At 63.5% G+C, this 11,192-nt stretch carries 11 protein-coding genes; 9 read left to right on the top strand and 2 right to left on the bottom strand.

From position 1 onward, the window contains the following. Nucleotides 1-64: 64 nt before the first annotated feature. On the bottom strand, nt 65-646 hold the full coding sequence (locus ASE30_RS07980; RefSeq protein WP_057283767.1) for a hypothetical protein: 582 nt from the start codon (nt 644-646) through the stop codon (nt 65-67). 439 nt (nt 647-1,085) lie between these two features. On the opposite strand from ASE30_RS07980, the gene rpsP reads away from it, so the two are divergent. The 8 genes from rpsP to ASE30_RS07940 all read left to right on the top strand — a co-directional run bounded on the left by rpsP (nt 1,086) and on the right by ASE30_RS07940 (nt 7,384). Then, entirely contained in the window at nt 1,086-1,346 is a 261-nt protein-coding gene (gene rpsP / locus ASE30_RS07975) for a 30S ribosomal protein S16 (protein ID WP_006224007.1), read from the top strand. A gap of 99 nt (nt 1,347-1,445) precedes the next feature. After that, nucleotides 1,446-2,063, top strand: a complete 618-nt coding sequence (gene rimM / locus ASE30_RS07970) for a ribosome maturation factor RimM (protein ID WP_057283766.1) — start codon at nt 1,446-1,448, stop codon at nt 2,061-2,063. After that, complete coding sequence (gene trmD, locus ASE30_RS07965; protein WP_057283765.1) at nt 2,063-2,935, top strand: tRNA (guanosine(37)-N1)-methyltransferase TrmD; 873 nt, start codon at nt 2,063-2,065, stop codon at nt 2,933-2,935. The genes rimM and trmD overlap by 1 nt, the downstream gene beginning before the upstream one ends. A gap of 126 nt (nt 2,936-3,061) precedes the next feature. Then, on the top strand, nt 3,062-3,727 hold the full coding sequence (locus ASE30_RS07960; protein WP_057283764.1) for a helix-turn-helix domain-containing protein: 666 nt from the start codon (nt 3,062-3,064) through the stop codon (nt 3,725-3,727). A 99-nt stretch (nt 3,728-3,826) separates the two neighbouring features. Continuing rightward, on the top strand, nt 3,827-4,582 hold the full coding sequence (locus tag ASE30_RS07955; protein WP_057283763.1) for an ABC transporter substrate-binding protein: 756 nt from the start codon (nt 3,827-3,829) through the stop codon (nt 4,580-4,582). Nucleotides 4,583-4,703: 121 nt separating this feature from the next. Beyond that, complete coding sequence (locus tag ASE30_RS07950; RefSeq protein WP_057283762.1) at nt 4,704-5,357, top strand: amino acid ABC transporter permease; 654 nt, start codon at nt 4,704-4,706, stop codon at nt 5,355-5,357. Then, complete coding sequence (locus ASE30_RS07945; protein ID WP_057283761.1) at nt 5,354-6,085, top strand: amino acid ABC transporter ATP-binding protein; 732 nt, start codon at nt 5,354-5,356, stop codon at nt 6,083-6,085. The genes ASE30_RS07950 and ASE30_RS07945 overlap by 4 nt, the downstream gene beginning before the upstream one ends. A 9-nt stretch (nt 6,086-6,094) precedes the next feature. Further along, nucleotides 6,095-7,384, top strand: a complete 1,290-nt coding sequence (locus tag ASE30_RS07940; protein ID WP_057283760.1) for an FAD-binding oxidoreductase — start codon at nt 6,095-6,097, stop codon at nt 7,382-7,384. A gap of 75 nt (nt 7,385-7,459) precedes the next feature. Here the strand turns inward: ASE30_RS07940 and ASE30_RS07935 are convergent, their stop codons facing one another. Continuing rightward, on the bottom strand, nt 7,460-10,354 hold the full coding sequence (locus ASE30_RS07935; RefSeq protein WP_057283759.1) for a valine--tRNA ligase: 2,895 nt from the start codon (nt 10,352-10,354) through the stop codon (nt 7,460-7,462). A 390-nt stretch (nt 10,355-10,744) separates the two neighbouring features. Here ASE30_RS07935 and ndk point away from each other — a divergent pair, with 390 nt between their 5' ends. Continuing rightward, the gene (gene ndk / locus ASE30_RS07930; protein ID WP_057283758.1) at nt 10,745-11,170 is read left to right on the top strand and encodes a nucleoside-diphosphate kinase; all 426 of its coding nucleotides are present in this window, start codon (nt 10,745-10,747) and stop codon (nt 11,168-11,170) included. Nucleotides 11,171-11,192: the final 22 nt, after the last annotated feature.

Below are 11,192 nucleotides of genomic sequence, written 5' to 3'. Positions count from 1 at the left end.
TGCAGTCCGACTCAGGCAAAAAGGCCCGCGCACAGCGGGCCTTTTTTTCGTAAACCGCCGATGTTTACCGGTGAATGGCCGCCGCAACCGCCTGCGTGATCGTGAAGTCCACCAGATCGCCTTCCTTCAGTTGCTGCAGCTTCTCGCGCAGCGCGGGGTCCCGAACCTGGATGGTGCGCCTGCCGCCTTGCGGACCCTTCAGTATCACCAGGTTCGCGCTTCTGTTGATGTGCCAGATCTCGGCGGTGATCGTGGTTTGACGGCCAACGGCTCCTCCGGGCCGGGCTCCCTTGGCGCTGCGGGTGGCCGCGGTTTCAGTCACGACTTCGGGCGCGCCCGAGCCGGCGGGGCGCACATCCACCGCGACCGACTCGTAATAGTCGAGCGTCAGCGTATCGCCGGGCTTGATCTGCTGAAAGTTGCGGATGTCCGGCCCCGCGACGACGTCCATCGAGTTGCCATTCGGGCCTCGCAGCGTGATCGTGCGGGTGGCCTGGTCCACCGCCGTGACCTGGCCCGAAGCGGTCGTCAGTGCCGCGCCGATCACTCGCGCGGACGCGGCCATCGGCATCGCCAGTGTTCCCGCCAGCACTCCAGCCAAAGCCAGGCGTGCGACGGGAGCGAAGACTGATTTTTGTTTCTTCATGGTGATGCACCCTCCAGGTAGAGGAAGTTTTGGGGGAAAACGCGGGAAAAGAAGGGCCGAGGCCTCGGGCCACACGGGCGCCGGGACGGGACGACTTGAAGAAAAGGCGATGCCGGCGCCGCTGGGGCGCATGCTGGCGGGGTAAGGCGTGGAGTTATTGCGTAGAACGACATAAAACCGATCTCTCCAATCGGGCTGTTCTTCAGACGCACCAACCGCTCAAACGCATTAAAAGTAGCGATTACGCAGCCGCAAGTGCCGCTAGGCGGCTACACTTCGGGCTGCGGCGGGCCATGGCCCGTGTTTGTAGAATACCCGGATGCGGGTGTTTTAGGATACAAATCGCGCCGCCTCACACATTTCAGCACTCTCATTTGCCAGCAGGCTTGTTTAAGTGCTAGAATTTCCCGTTTTTCACAACTAATTCAAGGGATTACCTATGGTGGTGATTCGCCTGGCCCGCGGTGGGTCCAAGAAGCGTCCGTTTTACAACCTGGTGGCCACCGATTCGCGTAACCGTCGCGACGGCCGCTTCATCGAGCGCGTGGGTTTCTACAACCCCGTAGCTAGCGAAGGCACGGAAAACCTGCGCATTGCGCTGGACCGCGTGCAATACTGGACTGGCACCGGCGCGCAACTGTCGCCCGCTGTCGAGCGTCTGGTCAAAGACTACTCGGCCAAGGTTTCCGCCGCGGCTTGATTGCCCGCGTCGCAAAGCCTGAGCTGCTAGTTTTTCTACGCTTAAAAGCTGCCGTTCATTGCTTTATAGCTACCAAGAACACTAACAAGAGCACGATACATGTCTGATGCCGCAACCTCCAACGCGGCGCCTACGGATTTGATCGAGCTGGGCCGCATCACTGCAGCCTACGGTGTGAAAGGCTGGGTTAAGGTGCAGCCACATTCGGCCAATGCCGAAGTGCTGCTCTCAGCGTCTCAATGGTGGTTGACTCGCCCTGTGCCTGAATTGGCGCGGGGCGCTGTCGCGTCTGCGCCTGTCGCATTCAAGATCGTGCAAGTCCGTTCGCAGGGCGCCACCGTGGTGGCGCAACTGAAGGGCATTGCGGATCGCGACCAGGCCGAAGCGCTGCGCGGTTATTCCGTGCAGGCGCCGCGCGGTTCTTTTCCCGCGCCCCAGGAAGACGAATACTACTGGGTCGATCTTATCGGTTGTGCGCTGTACACCAGCGCCAACGGAGAACCCGCGCTGATAGGCGTGGTTGGCGAAGTCCTCGATAACGGCGCTCACGCCGTCTTGAAGATTTTGTGCCAGAAGGCGGGGGACCAAGGTCCCGAGCCCATCCTGGACGCCAAAGGCCGACCCGCCGAAATGCTCGTTCCGTTCGTACGCGCGCACATCCACGCCGTCGATTTGGCTGCCCGCCGCATCGACAGCGACTGGCCCGCGGATCTCTGATGCGATTTGACGTCGTTACGCTCTTTCCCGAGATGTTCGGGGTAGTGCGCGACCTGGGCGTCACCGGCCGGGCTCATGCCCAGGGCCGGTGGTCCCTGCACGCCTGGAATCCCCGCGATTTCACGCAGGACGTGCATCGCACGGTGGACGACCGTCCCTACGGCGGCGGCCCCGGAATGGTGATGATGGCGGCCCCCCTCGAGGCCGCCGTCAATGCCGCCCAGGCAGCGCGTGCCGCGCAAGGGCTGGGCCGCGCACCCGTGGCGCTGCTGGCCCCCGTAGGCCAGCGCTACGACCAGGCCGGCGCTGAAACGCTGGCCGCGAGCGAGGGCATCATCCTCATTTGCGGCCGTTACGAAGGCGTGGACCAGCGCTTCATCGAGCGCTGCGTCACGCATGAAATCTCGCTGGGCGACTTCGTGCTGTCCGGCGGAGAAATCGCTGCGCTGGCGGTAATCGATGCCGCCGTGCGCCTGTTGCCCGGCGTGCTCAACGACGGCGATTCCGCCTTGCAGGATTCGTTCAACGAGACCTTGTCCGGCCTGTTGGACAGTCCGCACTACACCCGCCCAGAGGTGTACGAAGGTGCGTCCGTGCCCGCGCCCTTGCTGAGCGGACATCACGCCAATATCGCCCGCTGGCGGCGCGAGCGTTCGCTGGCGCTGACCGCCACGCGGCGGCCCGAACTGATCGAAGCCGCCCGCGCCCAGGGTTGGCTGAGCAAACTGGACGAACGTTACCTGGCGGAATTGACTGGCATCGACGTGCCGGGGACCAAGACGCCTTCACATCGCCGAAAGCCCCGGAAAACGGTTTCCGGCGACGTGCCCCCGGTCGCGCCCGGCACGCCCGAGACATCCGATCCGTCCTGACGCGCCCCGCGTGTCTACGCCCATCCGTCACGATATTCACGCCCGCAACCGCTAGGGATGTTCCTAGGTTGTGGGCGATTTTGCGGCTCCTTAGTATTGAAAATTACATGAAAATGAAATTTTCACATGAGCCAATCCGCCGCCGAACGCCGTGCCAGCTTGCCTCCGACAACCCTGCCCGGGCGTCCCGAGTCCGCGGTTGATCTCTGGCTGGGCCAGCAACTGCGCCAGTTGCGCAAGCAGCATGGTCGGTCGCTTGCCGACGTGGCCCGCGCCTGCGGCATGTCGCTGGGCCTGCTTAGCCAGATCGAGCGCGGCCTGAGCTCCGCCTCCGTGAAAGTGCTGCAGCTGCTGGCCCGTGAATTCGGCGTTTCGGTCAATTCGCTGCTGCGCAATGCCGAACACACCGAGGGCGAGGACGACGGACGCGTGGCCCGCGCGGGAACGCACCGGCACATCGACTTGCAGGAAAAGGGCATCCGCAAAGAGATGTACACGCCGCCTGCGTGCCGCAGCATGGATCTGTGCCGGGCCTCCATCGAACCCGGCGGTTCAACCGGCAACGAGCTGTTCGTCACGGGGCAAGGCGAGCAGATCGGCTTGGTGCTCAAGGGTTCGCTGGAGCTTTGGGTGGGCGATCGCGTCATCCTCCTCAAGGAAGGCGACAGTTTTTGTTATGCCAGCAGCACACCGCGCCGCTGGCGCAATCCCGGATCTCAGACGACAGAGGTCATCTGGGCCATCTCGAATATCAATCAAGCCTTGGGGGACGACTCGCAACAAGCGCCATGAGCGCGCAGCACCTAATGCGGCGGATTGACGCTGGGGATCATTCCGCCACCGGACGCGCGCAGCGCCGCCCGGATTTCCTTGCCACGATGAGGATATGTCATGAAATTCAAGACTCTTGTTGTCTCTGTATTCGCAGCATTGTCCATGGCCGCGGGCGCGCAAGCCCAGACGGTGCTCAAGGTGGGATCGACGCCCACCGGCAGTCCGTTCACGTTTCTCGACACCAAGACCAACAGCATCGAAGGGGTGATGGTCGACATCGTGAAGGCGGTCGGCAAAGAGGCCGGGTTCGCGGTGCAGATCGAGCCCATGGCGTTTTCGGCGCTCATCGGCTCGTTGACGTCCAAGCGCATCGACATCGTGTCGGCAGCCATGTTCATCACCCCGCAACGCCAGCAGGTCGTGAGCTTTTCCGAGCCGGTCTACCGCTACGGTGAAGGGTTGATGGTGCTGAAAACCGACAACAAGGAATACAAGTCGTTTGCGGACATGAAAGGCATGACGGTCGGCGTGCAGGTCGGCACCGCGTTCGTCGAGCCGATTCAGAAAAGCGGCGTCTTCAAGGAAGTGAAGCTCTACGACAATCCCCCCGACATGATGCGAGACGCCAACGCCGGCCGCATCCAGGGCGGCTTCATGGACTTTCCCATCGCCACCTACATCCTGACGCAGGGAAACTACCCCAACCTGAAGATGGCGCAGGCCTATCAGCCCACCATCATGGGCAGCCTGGGTCTGGCTACGCGGAAGGAAGACACGGAATTGCTGGAACGCATCAACAAGGCGCTGGCCAAGCTGAAGGCCGATGGCGCCATCGATGCCATTCTGAAGAAGTGGGGCCTGGGCGGCGCATGACGCCCGCCTGACCGCGCATTAACCAAGCCATTGCACAGGCTCCGCCGGCGTGTTCGCGCACGCCGGCGGACGGGGCGCATCGCGCGCTCCCGCAGGCTGTCTAGTCGGGGTGGGTCGAGTCATGATGGAATTCTTCAAAGACGCGGCAGAGTTCATGCCGATCCTGCTGGAAGGCGCAAAGCTCACGATCCTGGTCACGCTGGGTTCGCTCGCGCTGTCCACGGTATTGGGGCTCGTGTGGGCGCTGATGCGGGTCTCGGGCAACAAATACCTGTCCAGTTTCAGCGGCGGCGTGATCAACCTGCTGCGCGGCATACCCATCATCGTGCTGCTGTTCTACATCTACTTCGTGATGCCTGACATGGGGGTGTCGCTGAGCGCGGTGCAGGCCGCGATCATCGGCCTGGGGGTGGCATATTCCGCCTATCAGGCCGAAAATTTCCGTGCAGGCATACAGGCCATCGACCGCGGGCAGATCGAAGCCGCCCTGGCGATGGGCATGAGCTGGAGCCTCACCATGCGGCGCGTGGTGCTGCCGCAGGCGGTGAAGATCGTGCTGCCGCCGTACGGCAACATCATGATCATGATGCTCAAGGATTCCTCGCAGGCCTCCACGATCACGGTGGCGGAGCTGGCGTTGCAGGGCAAGCTGATTGCCGTCTCCACGTTCAAGAACGCCACCGTATTTTCGCTGGTGGCGCTGATGTACCTGGTGATGTGCGTGCCGCTGATTCTGCTGGTCCGGCATCTGGAAAAAAGGAGTGCCACCAAATGATCGAACTGCGTGGAGTCCGCAAGAGTTTCGGTCCGCTCGAGGTGCTCAAGGGCATCGACGCCGAGGTCGCCCAGGGCGAAGTGGTCTGCGTGGTCGGCCCGTCCGGGTCGGGCAAGTCAACCATCCTGCGGTGCATCAATGGATTGGAGCGCTACAACGCCGGCCGCATTACCGTGGACGGACAACTCGTGGATTGCGATGCGCCCTCCATCGTGTCGATCCGCACGCAGGTTGCGATGGTGTTCCAGCGCTTCAATCTGTTTCCGCACCGTACGGCGCTGGAGAACGTCATCGAAGGGCCGATCTTCGTGAAAAAGGAACCGCGCACCCAGGCGCTGGAGCGCGGCCGCGAGCTCCTGGCCAGCGTGGGCCTTGCTGACAAGGAGGACGCCCATCCGAACCAGTTGTCGGGCGGCCAGCAGCAGCGCGTGGCCATTGCGCGCGCGCTGGCGATGCAGCCCAAGGCCATTTTGTTCGACGAGCCGACGTCCGCGCTGGATCCGGAGCTGGTCGGCGATGTGCTGGGCGTCATGCGCAAGCTGGCCGAGGCCGGCATGACGATGGTCGTCGTGACGCACGAAATGAGTTTCGCGCGCGAGGTCGCGGACCGTGTCATGTTCTTCGATGGCGGCGTCATGGTGGAGCAGGGCGGCGCCCGTGAAGTGCTGAATCATCCGCAGCATCCCCGTACGCAGGATTTCCTGCGCCGCGTGCTGCATCCCATGTAAGGAATCATCATGCCGCAAGCGCCGTTTCCCCTTTCCCCGTCCTTGTGGGCAGCGACCGCCGCGGCGCCACCGCCCACGGAACCCCTGGCCGCCTCCAGTCAGGCGGACGTGCTGGTGATTGGCGGAGGCTATGCCGGCCTGAGCACTGCGCTGCATCTTGCCGAACAGGGCGTGAAGGCGGTGTTGCTGGAAGCGCGCGAGATCGGATTCGGCGGATCGGGGCGCAATGGCGGACAGGTCATTCCTGGCCTGAAGTATGACCCCGATGCGTTGATCTCCATGTTCGGTCCCGAACGCGGCGAGAGGCTGCTGCGGTTCGCCGGCGCCACGGCGGATTCGGTGTTCGACCTGATCGAGCGGCACGCCATGGACGTGCCGCGTGTGCGCAATGGCTGGATCCAGGGGGCGCACAATCCCGAAGCCCTGCGCGTGGCGCACGAGCGCGCCGCGCAGTGGGCGCGGCATGGCGCGGATGCCCAGCCTTTAGACCGTGCGCAGGTGTCCCATCTGATCGGCGCGGACAAATACCTGGGCGGCTGGCTCGACAAGCGGGCGGGCGCCGTACAGCCGCTGAGCTATGCGCGCGGCCTGGCGCGCGCCGCGTTGAACGCGGGCGCCTTTCTTCATACGGACACCCCCGTCACCGGCCTCAAGCGAGAGGGCGGCAAATGGACGGCTTCCACTGCCCGGGGGCCCACCATCACGGCCGACCGCGTCGTGATGTGCACCAATGCCTACGGAGGCGATCTGTGGCCGGGCTTGAAGCCGTCGATCATCGACGCCAATACGTTCCAGGTCGCGACCACGCCATTGCCCGAAAACATCAGGGCCGGCATATTTCCAGAGGGGCATGTCTCGTCCGACACCCGCAACCTGCTGCTGTACTTCCGCCTGGACCACCAGGGCAGGCTGTTGATGGGCGGACGCGGTCCTTTCCGCGAGCCCAGGGGGGCCGGGGATTGGGCGCACCTCGAGCGCGTGATGCTGAAGATGTTCCCGCAGGTGGCGGGGACGCCGTTCGAATTCCGTTGGTGCGGCCGCGTCGCCATCACGCGCGACTATCTGCCGCATTTGCACGAGCCGGAACCGGGGTTGCTGGTGGACATTGGCTGCCAGGGGCGTGGCGTGGGCCTGCAGACCAGCATGGGCCGCGCCCTGGCAGAGTACGTGGCGACGGGCGATGCCAATGCGCTGCCGGTTCCTTTGTCGCCCGTGGTGCCGTTTCCGCTTTACGGCCTGCGGCGGCTCTACGTCAATGCCGTGGTGACGTGGTATCGGATGACCGACGGCGGCGTCTGAGCGCTGCCGTGTTGCCGTAAAAAAACCCCGGAAACCATCTCCGGGGTTGTCCTTTCAGCGTGTTGACGCCGCGGTTCAGTCGCCCAGCTTGGCGCGCTGCTCCTGCACCTTTTGCAGCGTCTCGCCGAACTGCGCCATGCGCGCCTTCTCTTGCTCGACCACGGCCGCCGGGGCGCGTTCCACGAAGCTGGCGTTGGACAGCTTGCCGTTGGCCTTGGCGATCTCGCCGGCAAGGCGCGCGATTTCCTTGTCCAGACGCACGCGTTCCGCCGCCACGTCGATTTCGACGTGCAGCATCAGGCGGCTGGAACCGACGACCTGGACCGGGGCGCCCGCGTCCGGCAGGGCGTCCAGCACCTCGACCTGGCTCAGCTTGGCCAGCGCGGCCAGGTAGGGCGCATTGCGGGTCAGCTTCGGCGCATCGCCCTGGGCGCACAGCGGCACCTTCAGGGCGGGCGACAAGCTCATTTCCCCGCGCAGCGCGCGCACCGCTTCAATCTGCGCTTTCAGTTCGGCCACGTCGGCTTCGGCCGCGGTGTCCACGGCTGCCGGATTCGCCTGCGGGAAGGGCTGGACGCTGACGCTGTCCGCAACCCCTTCCTTGCGCTTGCCGGCCACCACCGAGACCTTCTGCCAGAGTTCTTCCGTGATGAACGGAATGATGGGATGCGCCAGGCGCAACACGCATTCCAGGACGCGGATCAGCGTGCGGCGGGTGCCCAATTGCTGGGCCGGCGTGCCGGTCTGGATCTGCACCTTGGCGAGTTCCAGGTACCAGTCGCAGTATTCATCCCACACGTAGCGGTAGAGCGCGTTGGCGATGTTGTCGAAGCGGTAATCGGCAAAGCCGCGCGCGACGTCGGCTTCCAGTGTCTGCATCTGGCTGACGATCCAGCGGTCCACGAAGGATAGTTCGCCGGCGTCCGAACCGGTCAGATCGTGGCCTTCGGTGTTCATCAGTACGAAGCGCGTGGCATTCCACAGCTTGTTGCAGAAATTGCGGTAGCCCTCGCAACGCTTCAGGTCGAAATTGATGTTGCGGCCAAGCGTGGCGTAGGCGGCCATCGTGAAGCGCAGCGCGTCGGTGCCGAACGCGGGGATGCCATCCGGATACTGGCGGCGGGTGGCCTTTTCGATCGCGCCGGCCTGCTTCGGGTTCATGAGGCCGTACGTGCGCTTGACGACCAGCCCGTCCAGGTCGATGCCGTCGATCAGGTCCACCGGGTCCAGCGTATTGCCTTTGGACTTGCTCATCTTCTGGCCGTCCGCGTCGCGGATGAGACCGTGCACATAGACGTGCTTGAACGGGATCTGGCCGGTCAGGTGGGTGGTCAGCATGACCATGCGCGCCACCCAGAAGAAGATGATGTCAAAGCCCGTCACCAGCACGCTCGAAGGCAGGTAGCGCTGCAGGTCCGGCGTGTTCTCCGGCCAGCCCAGCGTCGTGAAGGGCACCAGACCCGACGAGAACCAGGTGTCCAGCACGTCCGGGTCGCGCTTCAGTTCGCCCGTGACGCCGGCGGCGCGCGCCTGCTCGATGGCGCCCGCTTCGTCGTGCGCCACGAAGACCTGGCCGTCTTCCGAATACCAGGCCGGGATCTGGTGGCCCCACCAGAGCTGGCGCGAGATGCACCAGTCCTGGATGTTGTTCAGCCACTGGTTGTAGATGGTGGTCCAGTTGTCGGGATAGAACTGGATGCGGCCGTCGGCCACCACTTCCAGGGCCACCTCGGTGATGCTCTTGCCGGGGTTCAGCGTGCCTTCCGGAGCGGGCTTGCTCATGGCCACGAACCACTGGTCGGTCAGCATGGGCTCCAGGACGACGCCGGTGCGGTCGCCCTTGGGCTGCATCATTTTGTGCGGTTCGATCTTGACCAGATAGCCTTCGGCTTCCAGTTGCGCGACGACCGCCTTGCGGGCCACGTAGCGTTCCATGCCCTGGAATTGCTCGGGACCGTTTTCGTTGATGTGCGCGTCCAGCGTGAAGATCACGATCAGGGGCAGATCGTGGCGCATGGCGCAGGCATAGTCGTTGAAATCGTGCGCGCCGGTGATTTTCACGCAGCCGGTGCCGAATTCAGGATCGACGAAGTCGTCGGCGATGATGGGAATGTTGCGGTCGCACAGCGGCAGTTCCACTTGCTTGCCGACCAGGTGCTTGTAGCGGGGGTCGTCCGGGTGGACGCACAGCGCGCCGTCGGCCAGCATGGTTTCCGGGCGCGTGGTGGCGATGGTCATGCCGCGCAGCGTGACACTCTGGCCATCCTTGTCGACGATGGTCTGGGGTCCGTCGACGAAGGGGTAGAGGATGTGCCACATGTGGCCATCGGTCTCTTCGGACTGGACTTCCAGGTCGGAAACCGCCGTCAGCAGCTTGGGATCCCAGTTGACCAGGCGCTTTCCGCGATAGATCAGTCCCTGTTTATGCAGGCGCACGAAGGTCTCCACCACGCCCCGCGACATGCGGTCGTCCATGGTGAAGTATTCGCGCGGCCAGTCGGCCGACGCGCCCAGGCGGCGGACCTGCCCGGTGATGGCGCTGCCGGACTTTTCCTTCCATTCCCACACCTTTTCCACGAATTTCTCGCGGCCCAGGTCATGGCGGGTGATCTTTTCGGCGTCCAGTTGCCGTTCAACGACGATCTGCGTGGCGATGCCGGCGTGGTCGGTGCCCGGGATGAAGACGGTGTCGTCGCCCGACATCCGGTGGTAGCGCACCAGGCCGTCCATGATGGTCTGGTTGAACGCATGACCCATGTGCAGCGTGCCCGTCACGTTGGGCGGCGGGAACTGGATCACATAGGGCTGGCTTTCCGTCCCCTTTTTTACGTGCTGGCCTGCCGTGAAGTACCCGCGCTGTTCCCATTCGGTATACCAGCGGGATTCCAGCTCGGAAGGTTCGAAGCTCTTGGAGAGTTCCTGGGTGTCGCTCGCGGCATTCGCGGCGTTCGGGGGAGCAGCTTGAGTCATTACAGGGTTCCGGCAGACAGGGGCGCCCGGACTAGGGTTACGGGCAGCAAACCGCTCATTTTAAGATGTATTGCGGTCTTCTCAGCGTGTTAGAATACCGGGTTACTGTAAACCTTTTAGAAGTCCCTGAATTCATTGAGGATTCCTCAGGAAATGCGCGCGATCAGCCCGCTTTTCGGAAACCCGTGGAACCTTGGGGCGCGTCCGACAGGTGGGCAGTGCCGAATCCCTGCCTTGGCCATGTGGTTCAGGACGGCCCGAGACATCCATTCGTTTCGGACCGCCTGTGCGCCAACAGCGCGATGACGCTTCAAGGGTGACACCAAAAAGCGCAGAGCCACGCCAGGCAATTAATCAGAAACCAGTCAGAAACCAGTTTTTGGAGTCCTTATGTCCATTCAACGCACCCTCTCGATCATCAAGCCCGACGCCGTCGCCAAGAACGTGATCGGCCAGATCGTCGGCCGTTTCGAGCAAGCCGGCCTGAAGGTCATCGCCGCCCGCCTGGCCCAACTGTCGCGCGCCGACGCCGAGCGCTTCTACGCCGTGCACAAGGAACGTCCCTTCTTCAAGGACCTGGTCGATTTCATGATCTCGGGCCCGGTCTTCGTGCAAGTGCTGGAAGGTGAAGACGCCATCCTGAAGAACCGCGACCTGATGGGCGCCACGGACCCGAAGAAGGCTGCTGCCGGCACCATCCGCGCCGACTTCGCCGACAGCATCGACGCCAACGCCGTCCACGGCTCCGACGCTCCGGAAACGGCCGCTGTCGAAATCGCGTTCTTCTTCCCCGAAATCAACATTCACAGCCGTTGATTTTCGCGGAACAATTGTTCAA

This window comes from Achromobacter sp. Root83, from assembly GCF_001428845.1.
Taxonomy (GTDB): Bacteria; Pseudomonadota; Gammaproteobacteria; order Burkholderiales; family Burkholderiaceae_B; genus Achromobacter.
Note: the sequence above shows the minus strand (reverse complement) of the source record. Positions and strands in the feature narration are given on the sequence as shown.

Bases quoted from the DNA above. Each gene is read 5' to 3' on its own strand.
- ASE30_RS07950 (WP_057283762.1), top strand. From the start codon at position 4,704: ATGATGGAATTCTTCAAAGACGCGGCAGAGTTCATGCCGATCCTGCTG.
- ASE30_RS07955 (WP_057283763.1), top strand. From the start codon at position 3,827: ATGAAATTCAAGACTCTTGTTGTCTCTGTATTCGCAGCATTGTCCATG.
- trmD (WP_057283765.1), top strand. From the start codon at position 2,063: ATGCGATTTGACGTCGTTACGCTCTTTCCCGAGATGTTCGGGGTAGTG.
- rpsP (WP_006224007.1), top strand. From the start codon at position 1,086: ATGGTGGTGATTCGCCTGGCCCGCGGTGGGTCCAAGAAGCGTCCGTTT.
- ASE30_RS07945 (WP_057283761.1), top strand. From the start codon at position 5,354: ATGATCGAACTGCGTGGAGTCCGCAAGAGTTTCGGTCCGCTCGAGGTG.
- ASE30_RS07980 (WP_057283767.1), bottom strand. From the start codon at position 646: ATGAAGAAACAAAAATCAGTCTTCGCTCCCGTCGCACGCCTGGCTTTG.
- ASE30_RS07935 (WP_057283759.1), bottom strand. From the start codon at position 10,354: ATGACTCAAGCTGCTCCCCCGAACGCCGCGAATGCCGCGAGCGACACC.
- ndk (WP_057283758.1), top strand. From the start codon at position 10,745: ATGTCCATTCAACGCACCCTCTCGATCATCAAGCCCGACGCCGTCGCC.
- rimM (WP_057283766.1), top strand. From the start codon at position 1,446: ATGTCTGATGCCGCAACCTCCAACGCGGCGCCTACGGATTTGATCGAG.
- ASE30_RS07960 (WP_057283764.1), top strand. From the start codon at position 3,062: ATGAGCCAATCCGCCGCCGAACGCCGTGCCAGCTTGCCTCCGACAACC.
- ASE30_RS07940 (WP_057283760.1), top strand. From the start codon at position 6,095: ATGCCGCAAGCGCCGTTTCCCCTTTCCCCGTCCTTGTGGGCAGCGACC.